This window comes from Acinetobacter pengchengensis (genome assembly GCF_982235305.1).
On sequence record NZ_CEVATJ010000001.1, the window covers coordinates 1,804,236 to 1,826,217 of the forward strand.

Genomic DNA, 21,982 nt, shown 5'->3' on the forward strand with positions numbered 1-21,982 from the left:
ATCGAGCTTGAACTTTTTATAGCGCTTAGACTTCGACCACAATTACTTGTCTGCAAATACCTTCTTGCTGACGCTGTCGTTCAAATACAGTCGCAGGCATCGAATCAAAACTATCAAAGAAACAAATTTCAGCGTCATTAATAGAATATAGCAATGAGTGATTGCCCACTCCTTCTAAAGTGTCGTAATAGACAATCACAAATTTATTTTCATCAAATACCTGCTGTATTTGCTGATAGCCGATTGCCGCCAATACAGGCAATTTAAGCTGTTCAGCTTTGGCATAACTTAACTTTTCTGAATCTTGTAAATCTGGGTCGGGGTCGGTATAAAACTGCACCTTAAAGCCAAACTTTTTCAGTCCAACAGCCAAGCCAATTGTGGTTGTGCCCTGCTCTGGCGTATAACCACACACTTCAATCAATTGTTGAATATCGGCGTCAATGCCTAAGTGTCGTAGCAGCATCCATACTGCATAAATCCCGCCGTTGGCTTCTAAATTTGCCAACTCTTGAGGAAGCTCTAAAGCCATCATTCGATCTCAAAAATATGTTTGTGGTGATAATAAACAAAACATGATTGGAACTGAATCAATTTCCAAGTACAATATTGCGCTAGTCGAGGGATGCTGCGACGTTTTACAGGCACGAAATGTAAAATCGCCAGGCTCGACCAGCATAGCAATGCGTTTGCTATGTCACAAACGGCATCCGCGAACTGAATGATCAATTGTTTTTTATAAGGAGATCGTGATGAACGCGGTTAATGCTTCATTTACAGATTATAAAGTTGCCGATATCACACTAGCTGATTTTGGTCGCAAAGAAATCAAACTTGCAGAAGCAGAAATGCCAGCCCTGATGGGTTTGCGTAAACGCTACTCAGCTGCAAAACCTCTTGCAGGCGCGAAAATTCTCGGCTGTATCCACATGACCATTCAAACTGCTGTTTTAATTGAAACTTTGGTTGAATTGGGTGCAGAAGTTCGTTGGACTTCTTGTAACATCTTCTCTACTCAAGATCACGCTGCTGCCGCAATTGCTGCTTCTGGTGTACCTGTTTTTGCCTGGAAAGGCGAAACAGAAGAAGAATATGTATGGTGTCTTGAGCAACAAATTAATGTGAATGGCACACCTTGGGATGCCAACATGATTTTGGACGATGGCGGTGACTTAACTGCACTTGTTCACGAGAAATATCCTGCATTATTAGAGCGCATTCACGGCATTACTGAAGAAACCACCACAGGCGTACAACGTCTAATTGAAATGTGGAAAGATGGTTCTTTAAAAGTGCCTGCAATTAACGTCAACGATTCTGTGACCAAATCTAAAAACGACAATAAATACGGTTGCCGTCACTCACTTAATGATGCAATTAAACGTGGTACAGACATGCTATTGTCTGGCCGTCGTGCATTGGTCATTGGTTACGGTGATGTGGGTAAAGGTTCTGCACAATCTTTACGTCAGGAAGGCATGATTGTTCGTGTTTCTGAAATTGACCCAATTTGTGCAATGCAAGCATGTATGGATGGTTATGAAGTTGTATCTCCATACAAAAATGGCGTACAAACAGGTAATAAAGCAGACGTAAACCTAGAGCTGTTAGAAAATACTGACTTGATTGTGACTACAACAGGTAACTATCACGTGTGTGACGCGGCAATGCTAGATACACTTAAAGCAGGCGCTGTCGTATGTAACATTGGTCACTTCGATACAGAAATCGACACCAATTACTTACGTGGTTATAAGTGGGTTGAAGTGAAACCACAAGTACACCAAGTGTATCGCTCAGAAAATGAAAACGATTATTTAATCTTGCTTTCTGAAGGTCGTTTAGTGAACTTAGGTAACGCAACAGGTCACCCATCACGTATTATGGATGGTTCTTTTGCCAACCAAGTATTGGCACAAATGCACTTATTTGCTGAGAAATTTGCCGATCTTCCTGCCGATCAAAAACAAGCGGCAATTCGTGTTGAAATCTTACCAAAAAAACTAGACGAAGAAGTTGCTGCTGCAATGGTTGCTGGTTTTGGTGGTGTGTTAACACAATTGACTCAAGTACAAGCGGACTACTTAGGTGTAGCTGTTGATGGTCCGTTTAAATCGGATGCTTATAAATACTAAGCGTTTAATCCCTCTGCATAACCCTCTCCTGAGCGTACTTCCAGCACTGCTTTGAAGTTCAGCCCAAGAGAGGATTTAGCAGAGGTGCAAATACAAATAAGTATTTATAACAAGGATTAAATCATGACCAAACAAATTCCGATTTCATTTGAATTTTTCCCATCTAAAACCGATGTAGGTGCGGAAAAACTCAAAGTTGTGCATCAAGAATTACAACTTTTAAATCCAGAGTTTTTTTCTATTACTTATGGTGCAGGTGGTTCTACTCGTGAACGCACTTTATCCACCATCAGTGACTTCAATGGCAAAGGTACACCTGTAGCACCACACCTATCATGTATTGGTGATGACAAAGCGCGTATTGCTGAATTACTTGATATTTATAAAGCACAAGGTATTGACCGCATTGTGGCTTTACGTGGTGATTTACCTTCAGGTCAAGTGGGTTTAGGCGAATTGCCATATGCCTCCGACTTGGTGCGTTTTATTCGTGAACATTCAGGTGATCATTTTCACATTGAAGTTGCGGCTTATCCTGAAATGCATCCACAAGCAGATCACTTTGATCAAGACATTAAAAACTTTGTCACCAAGGTAAATGCAGGTGCCAATGCGGCAATCACACAGTTCTTTTTCAATCCAGATGCGTACTTCTACTTTGTAGAAGGTATTCAAAAACAAGGTGTGAATATTCCTGTTGCACCCGGCATTATGCCGATTACTAATGCCAGCAATTTAATTCGCTTTGCAGATGGTACAGGTGCAGAAATTCCACGTTGGATTCGCAAGCAATTGGCAAGCTATGGTGATGATACAGCTTCAATCAAAGCTTTTGGTCATGAAGTGATCATTAAACTGTGCGAACGCCTAATTGCAGGTGGTGCACCAAGTCTGCATTTTTACACCATGAACAACACCGACCCGACCCGCCAGTTGGTCACAGATCTTGGTTTGGCTTAAGCTATATTTTTCATATTTAATTGACTTGAACGAGTAATCCCTATGCCCCGTTTTTATATTGAAACTGAATTAGCAGTAGATACGCAAGTTGAACTGACTGAAACAGTATTTCATCACTGGGTGAAAGTACTACGCGCACAAGTCGGAGAAACCGCCACTTTGTTCAATGGACAAGGTGGTGAATACGAAGCGGAACTGATTGAAGTTAACAAAAAAACAGCGCAAGTGCAGATTAAAAGTTTTAATCCAGACAATCGCACCCCAAGCTTTAACGCCTTATTAGGACAAGTAATGAGCAAAGGTGATCGGATGGATTATGCGATTCAAAAAGCGGTAGAGCTTGGCGTGACTAACATTCAGTTGCTCACCTCTGAACGCTGTGAAATGCGCTTAAAATATGACCGCGATCAAAAGAAATTAGATCATTGGCAAGGCATTGCCATTGCAGCTTGCGAACAGTGTGGCATGAATATCGTACCGAAAATTTTAGCTCCACTCCGTTTAGAGGACTGGTTCAATAGCAACCTTCCTGCCACCAAATTAGTGTTAGCACCGAATAAAGATCAAGTCGATGTGTTAAACAACGCCAGCAAAGATTTGGCTTTATTAATTGGGCCTGAAGGTGGTTTAAGCGAAGCTGAAATTAACGCTGCCAATGCAGTTGGCTTTGAAAACTGGTGTATTGGTTCTCGGGTATTACGCACTGAAACCGCACCCGTGGTTGCTTTAGCAATCTTAAATTATCGCTTAGCTGAGTAATTTATCCACTTTTGAAGAAATCGATAGCCAATAACATTGCAATTTACAAAGCACAGGATTATTCTCGAAGAAGATCTTAAAGATTTTGCATAGAATTTAAACACAAAACCGCAATAGTTTATGCATCAACGTAATGTTATTTAAAATATAAATGTAGGGTTCATTTAACTAGATTTTGGGGAAGTATGTCAGACGCTCAAGATGAATTGTTGCAGCAATACTTATATGCTGCGCAAATCACCAATACCATTCGGCTTATTCGATTCTTTTTGGTCAGCGTCCTGATTGTTTGTCTGTATGTATTTTTTATCTATCAAATTTCTTTCGCACATTCATCATCCTACCTGAATATCTGGTTTATTCTCACTGAACTGACTATTGGTTCGTGTTTACTGCTTACGGCAATTCATTTTAAAGCGGGACAATATCAACTCCAACAAGCAGATCGCTGGCTAAAATTGGTGTGTTTCTTAATTGGAACTGCAATCGCAGTTGGGGTAAGTTTGCTGTATTACTTTTTACCTCATCAAAACCCTGAACTAAACATCCATGAAGCCATTATTCTAGCGGCCTTATTAATTATTGTGAGTCAAATCTTTGCCCTCACCTTTTTAACGCAACGCTTGAGTTATTTTTGCTGGGTATTCATTCCAGTGATTACACCCTATATTGCCGCGCAGTTTTTAATTCGCTCTGATACTTCTGCTTTCTTTTTTCTCGCAACAAATTTTGCCTTAATTACCTTGCTCATTTGTGCCAATACTTCAATGCGCATGCATCGTCGTTTATCGAGCGTCTATTTTAAGAACGACCAATTAAAAAAAGCCGCAGAGCAACAAGTTGGCTGGACAGATCAACTCTGCCAACAATTGCAAGTTGCAATGAACAAATCTAAAGATATTGAATTACAACTGCAATTTAACAATCAAATGCTAGAACAAAAAGTTAGAGAACGTACCTTTGACTTAGAACAAACCCATCAAGACTTAATCAATCAACAACATAGTTTAATTTTGGCACATGAAGCTGCAGGTCTAAAAGCATGGGACTGGAATATTCGACAACGCAGTATTGTCTTTGGTAGTGGCGGACAGCAAACCCGTTTAGAAAATACCAAACAGCATCGAAATAAATTACAGCAACTGATTCACCCCGATGATGTTCCACACTTTCACCAAACCATGAAACAGCATTTACGTGGTCAGACAGAACGTTATCAAGCCACTTATCGCGTACAACATAGTTCAGGTGAATGGTATTGGGTACATGATATTGGGCGGGTGATTGAGCGTGATCCTGTCACTCATAAACCTTTGCGTATGGTAGGAATTCGCCGTGATATTCACCAAGAACGAATTGGGCAAGAGCGATTAAAACTCACTGCCAGCGTACTTGAACAAGCGGCTGAAGGTATTTTTATTTTAGATAAAAACCTACGCTATATTGAAGCCAATCCATTCTATGCACAAATGAGCGGATTTAAACGTGATCATATTTTAGGTAAATATCTGTTTGATTTAGTTGAGTCAAACAAATTACATCAATGCAAGACGCAAGAAGAAATTGTTCAAAAATTACTCAGTACAGGCGAATATGATACTGAACGGAATATAAAATTCCGCTCAGGTAAAGAATTAGAAGTTCGTATGCATATCAATGCTGTCACTGATGAGCAAAACCGTATAATTAATTATATTGGGATTGTGTCTGATTTAACCGAACGTAAACTACAAGAACAGCGTTTATCCTATTTAGAAAATTATGATCCGCTGACCGATCTACCTAATCGTTTTTATTATAATTATCAACTACATCAATATCTTATTTCGCAGCAAGATTCATTGCAGCAATTAGCGGTCATTCGACTCAATATTGACCGTTTCAGACCTTTAAATGAATATTTAAGCAATAATGGTGGTGATGAATTACTCCGTCAAGTGGCGCAGCGTTTACGTATCACCAATGCCGAAGCGCTATTTGTTGCGCACTTAAATGGCGATGATTTTGCAATTGTGTATGAAATATCTCATATTCGCCCTTCAATCCAACAGCACTGTGAACGCATCACCAAAGCCTTTAATGTGCCGTTTAATGTGCAGGGACAAGAACATATTATTACCCTGTCGATGGGGGTTTCCCTCTATCCTGAACATGGACGCCAGTTGGATTATCTGAATAATTGTGCTGAACAAGCCTTGTCTGAAGCCAAGCGTTTGGGGGGCAATACCGTTAAATATTACGATTTAGATAATTCCAAACTGCTAGAACAAGATGTGCATTTAGAGCGCGACTTACGCCAAGCCATTAAAAATGATGAATTAATTGTATATTATCAACCTAAAATTGATTTTCATAATTATCAGGTGGTTGGGTTTGAAGCATTGGTGCGCTGGAAACACCCAACCAAAGGTGTTCTTCCACCTAACCTATTTATTCCTATTGCAGAACAAACCAGTTTAATTTCCGATATTGGTCGAGTTGTGATTCAACAAACAGCCAAGCAAATTCGTCAATGGAACCTGTTAGGTTTTGATCACATTCAAGTATCGGTTAATGTGGTTGCACAACAACTGCAACGCGGTCAATTGCTGCAAGATTTGGATGATGCGATTAACACCTATCAAATTTCAGGTGCAAGCTTAGAATTAGAAATTACCGAATCCTCTTTAGTGGAAAATTCCACAACCGTGAAGTCTTTATTAGATGAAATTAAACAACGTGATATTCATATTGCCTTAGATGATTTTGGTACAGGCTATTCCTCACTTTCTTACTTAACTGACTTCCCAATTGACAGTTTAAAAATAGACCGTAGCTTTATTTCTAAAATTGGAAATACCAAACAAGAAGCCATTGTCAATGCCATGATTGCCATGGGCAAAGCCATGGGCATGAGTGTGGTGGCTGAAGGAATTGAAACTGAGCAACAACTCGAATATTTGAAGAATTTAAATTGTGATATTGCGCAGGGATATTTATTCTCTAGGCCTTTGCCTGAAAGTGAAGCGACTCAATTTCTAAAAGCCAATTTAGTATCGCGCGCTTATCGCTCCTTAATCTGATACCAGACCTAAAAGCTCTAAGTTTGTTCTAAAAATAAACAGTGACGTCTGTGCTAAGGGGGCAAGTAATGGTATATTCGATAAGATTCATAAAAATCCACCAGCATCGCTGGCCAACTTGTCACATAAGAGATTCAGATGGACGATCAATCATTAAAACAGCAGGCACTTTACTATCACGAATTTCCAACACCAGGAAAAATCAGCGTTACTCCAAGTAAGCAGCTGGTCAACCAACGTGACTTAGCGCTCGCTTACTCACCAGGTGTCGCAGCACCATGTTTAGAGATTGAACGTGATCCTTCAACAGCTGCACTTTATACCGCACGCGGTAACTTGGTTGCTGTCGTTAGTAACGGTACAGCAGTGTTAGGTTTAGGTAATATCGGTCCTTTGGCGTCTAAACCTGTGATGGAAGGTAAAGGCGTACTCTTTAAAAAGTTTGCTGGTGTCGATGTATTTGACATCGAAATTGCTGAAAATGATCCAGACAAAATTGTAGATATTGTTGCAGCATTAGAACCAACTTTTGGTGGTATTAACCTTGAAGACATCAAGGCACCAGAATGTTTCTACATTGAGCAAAAACTTCGTGAACGCATGAATATTCCTGTGTTCCATGATGACCAACACGGTACGTCAATCATTGTCGGTTCAGCCCTACTCAATGCTTTGTTACTCAATGGCAAGAAAATTGAAGAAATCAAAATCGTTGCTTCAGGTGCAGGTGCCGCCGCATTATCTTGTTTAGACCTATTATGTGCATTGGGCGCGAAAAAAGAAAATATCATTGTTGCGGACTCACGTGGTCTAATCACCACCAAACGTGAAGGTTTGGATGACTCGAAAAAACGCTATATGCAAGACATTGAAGCTACGCAACTTGCCGATGTAATTGGCGGTGCAGATATGTTCCTCGGTCTTTCTGCAGCGGGTATCTTGACCAAAGCTATGGTTAAAGAAATGGCTGAAAATCCAATTATCTTTGCATTGGCTAACCCAGACCCAGAAATTTTGCCTGAACATGCGCACGAAGTACGTCCTGACGTGATTATGGCAACTGGTCGTTCGGACTATCCGAATCAAGTCAACAACGCACTTTGCTTCCCGTATATTTTCCGTGGTGCATTAGACGTTGGCGCAACAACCATCAACGAAGAAATGAAAATTGCTTGCGTACATGCAATTGCTCGTATGGCACACATTGAAGCAGATGCTGCAACTTATGGTGAAAAATCTGCATCATTCGGCCGTGACTATTTAATTCCGCGTCCACTTGATCAGCGCTTAATTCTTGAAATTGCACCTGCAGTTGCTCAAGCAGCTATGGATTCAGGTGTAGCCATTCGTCCAATTCAAGACTTCTCTGCATATCGTCAGCGTTTGTCTGAGTTTGTTTACAACTCAGCATTTATGATGAAGCCTATTTTTGCTCAGGCAAAAACTGATCCTAAGCGTATTGCCTATGCAGAAGGCGAAGACCTACGCGTACTTCGCGCAGTACAAATTGCAGTTGATGAAGGCTTGGCAAAACCAATCCTTGTCGGTCGTACGGCAGTGATTGAAGCAAACATTAAAAAGCTAGGTTTACGTCTTGAACATGGCGTGAATATGGAAATTGTAGATCAGGAAAACAACCCGAACTACGAAAAATTTGCAGATGATTACTACACCATCATGCAGCGTAAAGGCGTGACACCTGAATACGCGCAGCGTGAAGCACGTCGTCGTTCCACTCTCATTGCAGCAATGTTAGTCAAGCATGGTTTAGCCGATGGTATGTTGTGTGGCACTTATTCAAGCTACGACATTCACCTTGATTTCGTAAAAAATGTGATTGGTCTAAAAGAAGGTCGTACTAACTTCTTTACCCTTAATGCATTGATGCTTGAAGACCGTAACTTGTTCATTGCCGACACTTACGTTAATACCAACCCAACTGCTGAACAGTTAGCTGAAATGACGCTTTTAGCGGCTGAAGAAGTACGTCGTTTTGGTATGACACCACGTATTGCACTACTTTCTCACTCAAGCTTTGGTTCTGACCAACAAGACGCTAGCGCACAAAAAATGCGTAAAGTCTTTGAAATTTTAAGTGAGATTGCACCTGAGCTGGAAGTTGAAGGTGAAATGCACGGCGATGCAGCATTAGACGAAAATATCCGTCATTTTGCTTTCCCGAACTCTCGCTTCAAAGGTTCTGCAAACTTGTTGATTATGCCGAACTTAGATGCGGCCAATATTTCATTTAACTTATTGAAATCGACTTCTGGTAACAATGTTACGATTGGCCCTATCTTATTAGGTGCAGCAAAACCTGTACATATTTTAACTCCGACTGCAACGACACGTCGTGTTGTGAATATGACGGCCCTCACTGTTGCTGAAATTCAACAAACAGCGCAAGTTAAAGCCTAAACCTATATTTCTGAGTGGCTGACTCAGAATTATAGACTTGAGAAAACCTCTATTCTGTTGCATGATTGCTTGAAGAATAGAGGTTTTTTCATGCAAGTTTATTTAGTAGGCGGTGCAGTTCGAGATCACTTACTCGGGCATCCCTATCACGAAAAAGATTATGTTGTGGTTGGCGCAACCCCCGAACAACTTTTGGTTCAAGGCTTCCAACCTGTGGGCAAAGACTTCCCTGTTTTTCTTCATCCTGAAACTAAAGATGAATATGCGCTTGCCCGTACAGAGCGCAAATCTGGACATGGTTATCATGGTTTTGAATTTCATACCGACCCAAGCGTGACCTTAGAACAAGATTTAATCCGTCGTGATTTAACCATTAATGCCATGGCGATGGACAATGATGGCAATGTCTACGACCCTTACGGTGGACAGCAAGATTTGTGCAATAAAGTGCTGCGCCATGTATCCGACGCATTTGTAGAAGACCCGTTACGGGTGTTGCGTATTGCCCGTTTTGCAGCACGTTATCACGCTCTAGGCTTTGTGGTTGCCCCTGAAACCTTGTTATTAATGCAAGAGTTGGCAGAGTCTGGCGAATTAAATGCGCTGACACCTGAGCGCGTATGGAAAGAAACTTCGCGTGCCCTAATGGAAGCGCATGCGGATGTGTATTTTGAAACATTACGTACCTGTGGTGCTTTAAAAGTTTTGTTTCCTGAATTAGATGCATTATTCGGTATTCCACAGCGCCCTGAATATCACCCTGAAATTGACTGTGGTGTGCACACTATGATGTCATTACAACAAGCCTGTCGTGCCAATTACTCACTCGATGTACGCTTTGCAGTGTTATTGCATGATTTGGGTAAGGCATTAACCCCTGCCGATGAATTGCCACGGCATATTATGCATGAAGAGCGTGGGATTCGACCTGTAACGGAAGTATGCGATCGTCTGCGCGTACCGACCAATACCAAACAGCTGGCACTTGCGGTATGTAAAGAGCATTTAAAATGCCACCAAGCACTGAGCTTAAAGCCCGGCACGTTATGGCGTTTATTACAGCGTTTGGATGTGTTGCGTCGTCCTGAGCGTGTAGAAGCCTTTGTACAAGCCTGTGAATGTGACTCTCGTGGGCGTTTAGGTTTGGAAGATCGTGACTATCCACAAGCGAGCTATATATTGGAAGCGATTCAAGTGGTACGTAGCATTAAAGCGCAAGACTTACCTGCCGATGTCCAAGGCCCTGATATTGGTGAAATGCTGATTGAACGACGTATTAAAGCGATTGAACAATTGAAGGCACGCCACTTGGCTGCTACTGCATAGACTATTTTAGTCTATGCAACAGCATTACATGCGTTCATTTATCAATTCTCTTTAGCTTACTCGAAACTATCCTAAAGTTCTGATCAAAAGCTGCAATCTTCTCAAAATATAGAAGTTGCGGCTTTTTTTTTGCTTTAGGTTCTCGACTAAATACATCGCGAATTGAGAAACTACTAAATTTTAACTTTTAGGCAAGCTGTGCAGGAAAACTAATCACCTGCTCTAAACGCATCTGCTCAGTTGCAACCATCAATAAGCGATCTATACCCAAGGCGATACCTGAACATTCAGGCATATGCGGTAAAGCAGCCAATAAATATTCATCAATAGGCATCACATGTAAACCAAGACCTGCGCGTTCTACATTATCGGCTTCAAAACGGGAACGCAGCACCACAGCATCAACCAATTCATCATAGGCATTGGCAAGCTCTAAACCTTCGATATAAAGCTCAAAACGGGCTGCAACCAACTCCCCATCATCATCTGTTCTGGTTTTAGCTAAAGATGCCAATTCAGGCGGAAAATCAGTTAAGAACACGGGAGCATCAAAACCCAAACTTGGTTCTACAAAATGTGAAAACAATAGGTCGATATAGCCTAGACGATCATCCCCCAAATCCAGATGCAAACCCACACGATGACAACAGTCTTTCAATTGTTGCAGACTTGCCTGTAAAGGATTTAAATCCAAACGATCCATAAATGCATGTTTATAACTTAATACCGTTGGACGTACTTCGCCAAAGCGTTGTTTTAAAGTCAGATTGAGTAAATCTGTCACCTCAAACATGAGATCTTTCAGGCTAAATTGGGGACGATACCATTCCAACATGGTAAATTCACTGTTGTGTTTACGCCCATGTTCATCATCACGAAAAACTTTGCAAATTTGATAAATAGCACCACTGCCACTGGCCAATAAACGCTTCATGGCAAATTCAGGTGAGGTCTGTAAATAGTGCGTATGCAATTTGCCCTGCACATGGCGCTGAGCTTGCACTGAAGCTAAATGAACATCAGTTACTCCTGCCTGTGACAAAATTGGCGTTTCAACCTCAAGTACCTCACGTTCCGCAAAAAACTGGCGTATCTGTGCATACAATTGCGCACGTGCGCGCATGCTGTTTAAGTCGCAAGTGGGTTGATATTGCAGATGATTTGAACTCATGCTTGTGGGCCTCCATGCGCTGCCCATTCACGACGCAGAGGATAAGTTTTTCTTAAATGATCAAAAGCCTGCTGCTCAACTTTGCCCGCTTTGACACAGGCACGTAAATTAGCATCATCCTGTGCAATATCATAAATTTGGTTTAAATGTGCACGCAGACTATTTTTCAAATCGTGTGTTTGAAAGTATTGCGCGCAGCTTGGCAATTGAGTTTCAAATTGTTTTGTTGCCTCTAAACCAAACTTTTCACAAAAAGCCTGATAAATCATTTGTGTACCGCGTGCCTTTCCCTCAAGGCTATACCCTGCAATATGCGGGGTTGCCAAAGCAAGCAAGTCCAATAATTCTGCAGAGATTTCAGGCTCATTTTCAAAAACATCTAATACCACTAAACGCTGGGTACGCTGAATATCCTGCATTAAAGCCGCTTCTTCCACCACTGGCCCACGTGCTGAATTAATCAACATGGCTTGAGGTTTCATACGTGCCAAACGTGTTGCATTGATTAAATGATAAGTAGGATGCTCGCCAGTTTCAGTTAAAGGCACATGAATAGAAATCGCATCTGCCTGCTGTAATACTGCATTTAAGTCAGATTGCTGCACATTGGGTAACTGTACAAATGGATCATAAGCGATAACATCCCAACCCAGTAATTGTGCCATTTTGACCAAGCGCGAGCCAACATTGCCCAGCCCAATAATGCCAAGTTTAAAGTCATGATTGGCATGTAGTAATTCAGGCTTGAGATGAAGCAATGCAGTAATGACATACTCACTCACCGCCTGCGCATTACAACCCGCCGCATTTGACCAGGTAATATCCTGCTGCTCGATGGCTGGAATATCAAGATGGTCTGTGCCAATGGTCGCGCTACCGATAAATTGAAGCGCTGTCTGTTGAATCAGTGCTGCGTTCACTTGGGTGACGGAACGAACTAACAGCGCATCAGCATCTTGCACTTCTTGATGCGTTAGTCGACGCCCTGCCTTATGCTCTATTTCAGCCAAATCTGCAAAGAAATAATCGGTATATGCCAGATTTTCATCTGCAATGATTTTCATAACGCCATCCCATGTGTATTTGCCTGTTTATGATAGCTTGAGTTGTCTAGGATGACTACGATTGTTGATATTGATGCAGAATTGTTGAACAGCAATCTGACTATTCATTTCGGCAGAAACATGCACATTTATATTGAGACTAAATATTCGCACAAAAAAATCAGCCACCCGAAGGTGGCTGACTGCTATAGATTAAGCCAGTGAAACCTTAACCAATAAATTTACGCGCATTGCGGAACATACGTAACCATGCACCATCTTCAGCCCATTCTTCAGGTTTCCAAGAATGTTGAATCGCACGGAAATTACGTTCAGGGTGCGGCATCATAATTGTTGCACGACCATCTTTTGAAGTCACACCTGAAATACCTTCTGGTGAACCATTCGGGTTCATAGGGTAATGCTGTGTCGTATTTCCGTGACTATCGACATATCGTAAAATCACTTGGTTCCCTGCGTTTAAGGCTGCCAAATTAACTTCCGGTGCAACGACACGACCTTCGCCATGCGCCACTGCGATTGGTAAAATCGAGCCTTCCATATCTTGCAATAATACAGAATTAGATTTTTCCACACGTACGTTAACGCTACGTGCTTCAAACACTTCTGAGGTATTACGATGGAAACGTGGCCACGCTTCTGCACCCGGAATGAGTGGCGCTAATTGTGACAACATTTGACAACCGTTACAGATACCCAATGAGAATGTTTCTTGACGATTAAAGAATTTCTCAAACTGATCACGTAATTTCGAGTTGAACAAAACTGATTTCGCCCAGCCACCGCCAGCACCTAAGACGTCACCATAAGAGAACCCACCACACGCTACCAAACCTTCAAAGTCGTCTAAATCGACACGTCCTGCAAGCAAGTCGCTCATGTGTACGTCAACGGTGTTAAAGCCAACTTTGTCAAACGCTGCCGCCATTTCGACATGACCGTTTACGCCTTGTTCACGTAAAATCACCATGTTAGGACGACGTGTGTTGATGTACGGCGCTTCAACGGGCTCATTTAAGTCAAATGTCGGTTGAGCAATTAAGCCTTTGTGGTTTTTGTCTGTGATCAAAGCAAACTCTTGATCTGCTGTTTCCGAGTTATCACGTAAACGTTGGATTTGGTGAGATACTTCAGTCCACGCCACTTGCAAGTCAGCACGTTCAAGAACCAAACCATTCACAGACAATTGATCGGTATTATTAACAGTACCCACGACTGTAATTGTATCTTTCAGTGCAGATGCAGCGACTTCTGCTGCCAAGGCTGCCCAATCTGCTTTAGAAATTTGCAATACTGCACCAATTTCTTCAGCAAACAATGCTGCAACAGATTGATCTTCAAGTGCCACACCTAAACGTGAAGCAAACATCATTTCTGCAACAGTCGCCACTAAACCACCATCACCAATGTCGTGATAGGCTTGGATCAGACCACGTGCATTCCAATCTTGTACCAACGCAAAGAAAGCTTTGAACTCATCAAAATTGTCTACATCTGGTGTGATTGAACCAATGGCTTTATACACCTGTGCCAAAATTGAACCGCCTAAACGGAACTGACCTTTAGACAAATCAATACGCACTAACACTGAATCGGTATTTTTTAATTCAGGAGTTAAGGTTTTGCGTACATCGGTTACAGGTGCAAAGGCTGTGATAACACCTGACATTGGTGACGTTACAGATTTGTCTTCACCTTCGTCATTCCAAGTGGTACGCATAGACAATGAGTCTTTACCTACTGGAATTGCAATACCTAGTGCAGGACACATTTCCATACCAATGGCTTTAACACCTTCAAACAAGGCTTGGTCTTCACCTTTTTGCCCTGCTGCCGCCATCCAGTTTGCAGACAATTTAATGTCGCTGATCTGGTCAATTTTGGCTGACATGATATTGGAAATAGATTCCGCCACTGCCAAACGTGCAGATGCTGCTGGGTTTAACAATGCTACAGGCGGACGTTCACCCATTGCCATTGCTTCACCTGTGAAGCCTTGCAAGCTAGTGGTCGTCACTGCTGCATCCGCAACAGGGACTTGCCATGGGCCAACCATCTGATCACGTGCAACCATACCAGTAATTGAACGATCACCAATGGTAATGAGGAATGATTTAGAAGCAACGGTTGGATTCTTGATGACGCGGTAAATCGCATCTTTCAGATCAGTAACTTGAGCGGCATCAAAATCATCGCCTTGACGCTTAATGCTTTCATAAGAACGGCTCATGCGAGGTGTACCACCTAAGATGACCTGCATTGGTATATCTACAGCGTTATTATTGAATAGTGGATCTTCAACAGTTAAATGACGTGCTTCAGTCGCTTCACCCAATACCGCAAACGGACAACGTTCACGCGCACAAATCGATTCAAATAACTCTAAGGAACTTGGACGAATAGCCAATACATAACGCTCTTGCGCTTCGTTTGACCAAATTTCCATTGGCGACATGCCTGGTTCTAAAGATGGAATTTTACGTAAATCAAGCACTGCACCTAATTCGTGATCATTCACCAACTCAGGCATTGCGTTAGAAATACCCCCTGCACCCACGTCATGCACAGACACGATTGGGTTGGCATCTTCCAAACGCCAGCATGTATCAATCACTTCTTGGCAACGGCGTTCCATTTCTGGGTTTTCACGTTGTACTGAAGCAAAGTCAAGGTTTTCACCCATGGTTCCGCTATCTACAGAAGATGCAGCGCCACCACCCAAACCAATCAACATCGCAGGGCCGCCTAAAACGATTAATAAATCGCCCGGCTCAATTGGGTCTTTTTCGACATGGTCTGGACGAATGTTACCGTAACCCCCTGCAATCATGATTGGTTTATGGAAGCCTTTGACTTCGCCATTCACGTTTTGCTCGAAAGTACGGAAGTAACCATTTAACGCAGGACGACCAAATTCGTTGTTAAACGCTGCACCGCCCAATGGGCCTTCAATCATAATTTGTAATGGCGATGCTATACGTGAAGGCTTGCCGTAGTTTTCTTCCCAAGGCTGTTCAAAACCAGGAATGTTTAAATTCGATACCGTAAAGCCCGTTAAACCTGCTTTTGGTTTACCGCCACGACCTGTCGCGCCTTCATCACGGATTTCACCGCCCGAACCTGTCGCAGCACCTGCAAATGGTGCAATTGCAGTTGGGTGGTTGTGCGTTTCAACTTTCATTAGAATGTGGGCAGCTTGGCTCTTATATTTATAAACGTAGTGACCTGTTGCAGCATCTTTTTTCGGATAGAAGCGCTGCGTGTCAAAACCAACTATCACCGAAGCGTTGTCTTTATAAGCCGACAATACATCTGTTGGTGATTCTTTATAAGTGTTTTTGATCATTTGGAACAATGACAATGGCTGTACTTCGCCATCAATTGTCCATTCTGAACCAAAGATTTTGTGACGGCAGTGTTCAGAATTGGCTTGCGCAAACATCATCAATTCGATGTCATGCGGATTACGGCCTATCTTGATAAATGCTTCAGTTAAATAATCTATTTCTTCATCAGACAAGGCAAAACCAAACTCGCTGTTGGCTTTTACCAATGCCGCCTTACCTTCACCCAAAATATCAATGCTATTTAAAGGTTTTGGTTCAGTTTCAACAAATAACGCTGCAGCATCATCAATGTGATTAAACACACTTTCAGTCATGCGGTCATGCAATACTTGTTTTAGTTCGTTTGAAACGTCTGCAATACCCTTCAAGGTAAACAAAACACCGCGATCTAGGCGGTGTACAGGCGTATTACAGTTGGCAAAAATATCGGTTGCTTTTGATGACCAAGGAGAAATTGTGCCCACACGTGGTGTCACTAAAATTTGAACTTCATCACTTGCAGCTTGGCGTAATTCAAAAGATGCACCATCATTTAAAAGCTGTAAAGCAGATTGCTGTTGTTGCTCGTCGAGCGCTTGGTCAAATAAATAAACCCATTGGCTATCGAAAGATTGAACAGAACTCATTGACGCTAAACGGTTTAAGAGTTGAGTTTTCTTAAAAGATGAATGTGCAGGTGCACCGGCAACGATAAACATGCTGATTTTGGCTCCACGGGCTGATCTTTTGGACCATGCCACAATGTGACTTGAAGAGAGCGCATATTCTACTGCGAAATGCCATAATCAGCTAGATGGAAAATGGTTTTCTTGGTGCGTTTCGGCAGTAAAACTTGTGAATATTATTTTTATCACAAAATTTAAGCCGACTACCTAAAACATAGGTTTGTCGACCTATATCAAACTTGAATCAAATAATTGATTCAAACTACTCAAAGCGCCTTTAGTAATCCTAATTTGAAAAGGCTTTATGGCATAAAAAATAAGAATATGATTTTATTATATTTATTTAGAGCTTAAAATTTATACAAAAATTTTAAAATTAGTCAGTTGCAAAATGTTTGTGCAACAAAGTCCATCAGAAGATATCCTCACAAAGAAAAACTTATTATATTAGACCTCTTGCGAAAGTATAGTTTTATCTAATTTTTGAATTGGCTAAAACCTTATAAAATATAGCTTTTGACTGCTTAAAATTTGACTAACGCAAGAAGTCTATTTTCTTTGCGAAACGCAACTCATTTTTAGACCTACGAATTCGCCAAACTCCTAAAAATAAGAAAATACTACCAGATCCTAACAAATAAATTAATTTTGGCAAAACAATTGAAGTTTTAACGCCCATTTGATTTAACTGATCCTAGACAAAATAATGGACAGCACGTCCCTCTAAAGATAACGTAACTTTAATCTTTGGAGATTCAAGAAATGGCTAAACGTTTTAGTCCCGAATTTAAACAGCAAGCGATTGATTATGCACTTCTTTAACCTTTGGATGCTCAATTTCCGCATCTTCGGGTAAGGGTAAGCCTTTTGGATGAAAGATTTTTACTTCAGCGCCAAACTGCTCCAAAATACGTCCTGCTTCCATCACCGCCAATCGGCTGTATGAGCGCTCACGGTTTGAACCATACAGCAGCAAAATACGCGGTGGATGATGCAGCTCTTTAGCTTGTACTTTTTCTAAAGTAGGTTGATCCAAAAGATTCATATCTACATTTGGGAGAGTCATAGAAATTACACCTCTTCTTTAAAAAACTTTTTTCTAAGCCATAAAGACACGCTCACCAAAGCAATCAGCACAGGTACTTCAACCAATGGCCCAATCACCGTTGTAAAAGCGACTGGTGAAGCTAAACCGAATGTGGCGATTGCAACGGCAAGTGCTAATTCAAAGTTGTTTCCAGCCGCAGTAAAAGAGATTGCTGCTGTCTTCGGATAATCATTGCCCATCCATTTGCTCATAAAGAAGCTAATAAAGAACATCAAGACAAAGTAAATTGTTAAAGGAATCGCAATTCGTAAAACATCCATTGGCAGGCTTACAACATCACCACCTTTTAGGCTAAACATAGCCAAAATCGTGAACAGCAAAGCAATCAAACTTAGAGGACTGATTTTCGGAATAAACTTGGTTTGATACCACTCCACGCCTTTTTGTTTCACCAAAATTAAGCGCGTTAAGAAACCTAATAAAAACGGAATACCGAGATAAATCAAAACAGCATGGGTAATCGTCCAGAAATCAACATTGATCACTTGCCCTGCAACGCCAAAATAAGGCGGTAAAAAGGTCAAGAATAGCCAAGCATAAATACTAAAGAACAAAATCTGAAAGATACTGTTAAAAGCGACCAATGCTGCGACATATTGGTTATCACCACAGGCCAAACCATTCCAAACCAGAACCATTGCAATACATCGTGCTAAGCCGATCAGGATTACGCCTGTCATGTACTCGGGATAACTCTGCAAAAATATGATTGCCAATGCAAACATCAGCACGGGAGCGATCAGCCAGTTTTGTACTAAGGATAAAGTTAGTGTTTTCTTATCCTTAAATACTTGCGGTAACGTTGCATAGTCCACTTTTGCCAGTGGCGGATACATCATCAAAATCAAACCTATCGCAATAGGAATATTGACTGAATCCACACTCATTTTATCCAAAGCGACAGAGGCTTGCGGAAAAAACACGCCTATCGCAATCCCTAAAGCCATGGCAATAAAAATCCATAGCGTGAGGTTACGATCTAAAAAGGATAATCTTTGTTGAGCCATAATTTTCTCATTCAATATCTGAGATGTGATTGATTGCAGCAATCAATTCAGGACGAGACATATGTGCTGTATCCAATGCAAATAAAGCATCTAAACGACGATTGATATGGTCTACAGTCACTTGGAATGCCTGTAATTTTTCTTCTTTAGGTAAGTCTAAGTGTGATGGATCAGCCAAACCCCAATGTGCCTTGATCGCTCCGCCTAAATAAAGCGGACACGCTTCTTGTGCTGCTGAATCACAAACCGTAATCACCACATCAGGTTGGTATTGTTCACAATCATCAATGGTTTTACTCCACAAACCATCTGTTGAAAGACCTAGATTTTCTAAAGTTTCTATGGTCAATGGATGTACTTGCCCTGATGGCTTACTACCTGCACTGTATGCTTTCCAACCCTCTGGGGCACGACTATTAAACAGCACTTCTGACAGGATGCTACGGCAACTATTTCCAGTACACAAAAAAAGGAATTTCATATTGTTCTACTCGCAATAACTATTGATTTGTTGAAATGATGGAGCAACTTTTGGCTGTAAATCAGCATTTTTAAGGGTGTTAAGTATGTCTAGGCACCAAATGGGTAAATTAGGATTGAGACTGTAATAGACCCATTGCCCTTGACGTCGATCTTGTAAGAGACCCGAAGAACGCAGTAAGGCTAAATGCCGTGAAATCTTAGGTTGGCTCAGCTGTAATTTTTCAGTCAAATCACAGACACACTGTTCATTATTCCCAAGAACCAACATGACAATGTTGAATCGAGTTTCATCAGCCAAACATTTAAAGAAATTGATTTGATCCATATTTTTACCCACTCAAACATATGGATATATCAATATTCACATATATCCATGAAATTTTTATTTCAATCGCTGCCCATTTGCATCAATCACTTGTTCACCATCCTCTTTAGTGAAAGCACCTTTTTGTGAGAGGGGCAGAATTTCTAAAACCAGTTCTGACGGGCGACTTAAACGAGTTCCTAGTTCAGTCACCACGAATGGACGATTAATTAAAATTGGATACTGAAGCATAAAATCTAAAAGCTGTTCATCCGTCCAATCATCACGTTCTAGTTCTAGCTCAGAATACGGCACAACATTTTTACGGATTGCCTCTCTCACCGTTAAACCTGCATCCGCGATCATTTGAATCAGTTCATTTTTAGATGGAGGATTGACAAGATACTCAATCACTTCAGGTTCAATATTGGCATTACGGATTAACGCCAATGTATTACGTGATGTACCACATTCAGGGTTGTGATAAATCTTAACTTTTGGAATCGCAGTCATTTACTCAAACTCAATGGAATCTTTATATATATTTATATATGAATAATCATATATATGCAATTCCATATTTCCATATTGAATAAAATTGATTATAAAAAATGACACTGTGATTTCTCATAGTGTCATTGCTCATAAAATGAATTAGTACTTACTTTAAATTAAACCCTTGAATGAACTCCATATTTATCAATCATGATCGAACTGGCTTCATTTAAGCCTCGAACCGTGACATTCACATCATTCTTTTGGAACTTATTGACCACAGAATCAAGCATAGCGACTGATGTTACATCCCAAATATGTGAGTGAGTTAAATCAATAATTACGTCTTTCACATCTTCTTTAAAGTCAAAACCCTGCATAAATTTTTCAGAAGAACTAAAGAAGATCTGACCTCTCAAATCATATAGACGAGCTGTCCCCTCAAAAGAAGCACTGACCTGAATATCATTTTCTAGTTTATTGGCCAAGAATAAAGCTGAAAGCATTACACCTGTTAATACTCCTAACGCTAAGTTATGTGTAGCTACTACTACAATAACTGTTGCAATCATCACGACATTGCTGCTTTTAGGATTGTCCCTCAATTGGGTGACAGAACTCCATTCAAAAGTACTGATTGAAACCATGATCATCACAGCAACCAAGGCGGCCATTGGAATCACTTTCAGCCAATCACTGATAAATACAACAAGAATGAGAAGAAAAATACCCGCTGAGAAAGTCGATAATCGTGTGAGACCACCCGACTTTACGTTAATCATAGATTGACCGATCATGGCACAACCAGCCATACCACCCATGAAGCCAGAGGCGATATTCGCAATACCCTGTCCTTTACATTCCTGATGCTTATCACTTGGCGTATCTGTCATTTCATCGACAATAGTTGCTGTCATCATAGATTCAAGTAAACCTACGGCTGCTAGGGCAACCGAATACGGCAAAATGATCATCAATGTCTCAAGATTTAGAGGGATATTCGGGATCAAGAACATAGGAAGGGTGTCAGGTAATGCTCCCATATCTCCAACAGTCCGTACATCAATTCCTAGGGCTATTACTAATAAGGTAATCACAATGATGCAGACAAGCGGAGAAGGTAATAGCTTTCCTAATTTTGGTATTAAAGGAAATAGATAAATAATCGCTAGACCCAAAGCAACCAATGCATATACATACCAAGTTACATTCATCAGTTCAGGTAGCTGTGCCATAAAAATTAAGATGGCTAAAGCATTTACAAAGCCAATAACGACAGATTTTGATACGAATCGCATTAATTTAGCGAGCTTTAAATAACCTGCTAATATCTGAATAATACCAGTCAAGATTGTTGCAGCAAGTAGATATTCTAGCCCATGCTCCTTGACCAATGTGACCATGAGCAGTGCCATCGCTCCAGTAGCTGCTGAGATCATAGCTGGACGGCCACCAACAAAAGAAATCACGACAGCAATACAAAAGGATGCGTATAGACCTACTTTAGGATCTACACCAGCAATAATTGAAAAAGCGATAGCTTCAGGGATAAGTGCAAGACCGACGACAAGTCCTGCAAGTACATCCCCACGGATGTTAGAGAACCATTGTTCTCGTACATTAGATAACATAAACATAGCCTGTTTTTTAATTTTTTAGATAGGCTAGTGATGTGATA

The 21,982-nt window shown here is 41.1% G+C and carries 15 protein-coding genes and 1 pseudogene; 6 read left to right on the top strand and 10 right to left on the bottom strand.

Annotated features, from left to right (window positions below):
* Nucleotides 1-25: 25 nt before the first annotated feature.
* Nucleotides 26-532 (bottom strand): cysteine peptidase family C39 domain-containing protein, encoded by a 507-nt coding sequence (locus tag AC0T5Z_RS08845; protein WP_435337319.1) that lies wholly within the window; start codon nucleotides 530-532, stop codon nucleotides 26-28.
* A gap of 220 nt (nucleotides 533-752) precedes the next feature.
* Between AC0T5Z_RS08845 and ahcY the strand changes: the two genes are divergently transcribed.
* The 6 genes from ahcY to AC0T5Z_RS08875 all read left to right on the top strand — a co-directional run bounded on the left by ahcY (nucleotide 753) and on the right by AC0T5Z_RS08875 (nucleotide 10,660).
* Nucleotides 753-2,135 carry an adenosylhomocysteinase gene (ahcY, locus tag AC0T5Z_RS08850; protein ID WP_179995669.1) on the top strand — a complete coding sequence of 461 codons (1,383 nt, stop codon included), beginning with the start codon at nucleotides 753-755 and terminating at the stop codon, nucleotides 2,133-2,135.
* Nucleotides 2,136-2,258: 123 nt separating this feature from the next.
* On the top strand, nucleotides 2,259-3,095 hold the full coding sequence (gene metF / locus AC0T5Z_RS08855) for a methylenetetrahydrofolate reductase [NAD(P)H] (protein WP_291338755.1): 837 nt from the start codon (nucleotides 2,259-2,261) through the stop codon (nucleotides 3,093-3,095).
* A gap of 42 nt (nucleotides 3,096-3,137) precedes the next feature.
* Nucleotides 3,138-3,854 carry a 16S rRNA (uracil(1498)-N(3))-methyltransferase gene (locus AC0T5Z_RS08860; RefSeq protein ID WP_435337312.1) on the top strand — a complete coding sequence of 239 codons (717 nt, stop codon included), beginning with the start codon at nucleotides 3,138-3,140 and terminating at the stop codon, nucleotides 3,852-3,854.
* A 185-nt stretch (nucleotides 3,855-4,039) separates the two neighbouring features.
* Nucleotides 4,040-6,916, top strand: a complete 2,877-nt coding sequence (locus AC0T5Z_RS08865; protein ID WP_435337311.1) for a putative bifunctional diguanylate cyclase/phosphodiesterase — start codon at nucleotides 4,040-4,042, stop codon at nucleotides 6,914-6,916.
* Nucleotides 6,917-7,054: 138 nt separating this feature from the next.
* Nucleotides 7,055-9,334 carry an NADP-dependent malic enzyme gene (locus AC0T5Z_RS08870; protein ID WP_291338758.1) on the top strand — a complete coding sequence of 760 codons (2,280 nt, stop codon included), beginning with the start codon at nucleotides 7,055-7,057 and terminating at the stop codon, nucleotides 9,332-9,334.
* A 90-nt stretch (nucleotides 9,335-9,424) separates the two neighbouring features.
* Complete coding sequence (locus AC0T5Z_RS08875) at nucleotides 9,425-10,660, top strand: multifunctional CCA addition/repair protein (RefSeq protein WP_291338759.1); 1,236 nt, start codon at nucleotides 9,425-9,427, stop codon at nucleotides 10,658-10,660.
* Nucleotides 10,661-10,847: 187 nt separating this feature from the next.
* Here AC0T5Z_RS08875 and epmA read toward each other — a convergent pair whose 3' ends face one another.
* From epmA to AC0T5Z_RS08920, 9 genes and pseudogenes are all read right to left on the bottom strand, one after another.
* Nucleotides 10,848-11,831 carry an EF-P lysine aminoacylase EpmA gene (epmA, locus tag AC0T5Z_RS08880; RefSeq protein ID WP_435337310.1) on the bottom strand — a complete coding sequence of 328 codons (984 nt, stop codon included), beginning with the start codon at nucleotides 11,829-11,831 and terminating at the stop codon, nucleotides 10,848-10,850.
* On the bottom strand, nucleotides 11,828-12,895 hold the full coding sequence (locus AC0T5Z_RS08885; protein WP_291338761.1) for a 4-phosphoerythronate dehydrogenase: 1,068 nt from the start codon (nucleotides 12,893-12,895) through the stop codon (nucleotides 11,828-11,830). Before AC0T5Z_RS08885 ends, epmA begins: the two co-directional genes overlap by 4 nt.
* Nucleotides 12,896-13,103: 208 nt before the next feature.
* Nucleotides 13,104-16,940: a phosphoribosylformylglycinamidine synthase gene (gene purL, locus AC0T5Z_RS08890; protein WP_435337309.1), complete on the bottom strand. Its 3,837-nt coding sequence runs from the start codon at nucleotides 16,938-16,940 to the stop codon at nucleotides 13,104-13,106.
* A gap of 775 nt (nucleotides 16,941-17,715) precedes the next feature.
* Nucleotides 17,716-17,973 (bottom strand): annotated as a pseudogene (locus tag AC0T5Z_RS08895) (NADPH-dependent FMN reductase); the annotation flags it as partial.
* Nucleotides 17,974-17,978: 5 nt separating this feature from the next.
* Nucleotides 17,979-19,022: an ACR3 family arsenite efflux transporter gene (arsB, locus tag AC0T5Z_RS08900; RefSeq protein ID WP_291338763.1), complete on the bottom strand. Its 1,044-nt coding sequence runs from the start codon at nucleotides 19,020-19,022 to the stop codon at nucleotides 17,979-17,981.
* A gap of 7 nt (nucleotides 19,023-19,029) precedes the next feature.
* A complete protein-coding gene (locus tag AC0T5Z_RS08905; protein WP_026438201.1) occupies nucleotides 19,030-19,503 on the bottom strand; it encodes an arsenate reductase ArsC in 474 nt (157 codons plus the stop codon).
* A gap of 6 nt (nucleotides 19,504-19,509) precedes the next feature.
* Nucleotides 19,510-19,830, bottom strand: a complete 321-nt coding sequence (locus AC0T5Z_RS08910; RefSeq protein WP_004644580.1) for a metalloregulator ArsR/SmtB family transcription factor — start codon at nucleotides 19,828-19,830, stop codon at nucleotides 19,510-19,512.
* 57 nt (nucleotides 19,831-19,887) lie between these two features.
* Complete coding sequence (gene arsC, locus AC0T5Z_RS08915) at nucleotides 19,888-20,322, bottom strand: arsenate reductase (glutaredoxin) (RefSeq protein WP_435337811.1); 435 nt, start codon at nucleotides 20,320-20,322, stop codon at nucleotides 19,888-19,890.
* A 158-nt stretch (nucleotides 20,323-20,480) separates the two neighbouring features.
* A complete protein-coding gene (locus AC0T5Z_RS08920) occupies nucleotides 20,481-21,935 on the bottom strand; it encodes a SulP family inorganic anion transporter (RefSeq protein WP_291338766.1) in 1,455 nt (484 codons plus the stop codon).
* Nucleotides 21,936-21,982: the final 47 nt, after the last annotated feature.

Coding starts and splice junctions, on each gene's coding strand:
- AC0T5Z_RS08865 (WP_435337311.1), top strand. CDS start 4,040: ATGTCAGACGCTCAAGATGAATTGTTGCAGCAATACTTATATGCTGCG.
- AC0T5Z_RS08875 (WP_291338759.1), top strand. CDS start 9,425: ATGCAAGTTTATTTAGTAGGCGGTGCAGTTCGAGATCACTTACTCGGG.
- AC0T5Z_RS08870 (WP_291338758.1), top strand. CDS start 7,055: ATGGACGATCAATCATTAAAACAGCAGGCACTTTACTATCACGAATTT.
- epmA (WP_435337310.1), bottom strand. CDS start 11,831: ATGAGTTCAAATCATCTGCAATATCAACCCACTTGCGACTTAAACAGC.
- AC0T5Z_RS08910 (WP_004644580.1), bottom strand. CDS start 19,830: ATGGATCAAATCAATTTCTTTAAATGTTTGGCTGATGAAACTCGATTC.
- metF (WP_291338755.1), top strand. CDS start 2,259: ATGACCAAACAAATTCCGATTTCATTTGAATTTTTCCCATCTAAAACC.
- arsC (WP_435337811.1), bottom strand. CDS start 20,322: ATGACTGCGATTCCAAAAGTTAAGATTTATCACAACCCTGAATGTGGT.
- AC0T5Z_RS08845 (WP_435337319.1), bottom strand. CDS start 532: ATGGCTTTAGAGCTTCCTCAAGAGTTGGCAAATTTAGAAGCCAACGGC.
- AC0T5Z_RS08885 (WP_291338761.1), bottom strand. CDS start 12,895: ATGAAAATCATTGCAGATGAAAATCTGGCATATACCGATTATTTCTTT.
- AC0T5Z_RS08920 (WP_291338766.1), bottom strand. CDS start 21,935: ATGTTATCTAATGTACGAGAACAATGGTTCTCTAACATCCGTGGGGAT.
- purL (WP_435337309.1), bottom strand. CDS start 16,940: ATGTTTATCGTTGCCGGTGCACCTGCACATTCATCTTTTAAGAAAACT.
- AC0T5Z_RS08860 (WP_435337312.1), top strand. CDS start 3,138: ATGCCCCGTTTTTATATTGAAACTGAATTAGCAGTAGATACGCAAGTT.
- AC0T5Z_RS08905 (WP_026438201.1), bottom strand. CDS start 19,503: ATGAAATTCCTTTTTTTGTGTACTGGAAATAGTTGCCGTAGCATCCTG.
- ahcY (WP_179995669.1), top strand. CDS start 753: ATGAACGCGGTTAATGCTTCATTTACAGATTATAAAGTTGCCGATATC.
- arsB (WP_291338763.1), bottom strand. CDS start 19,022: ATGGCTCAACAAAGATTATCCTTTTTAGATCGTAACCTCACGCTATGG.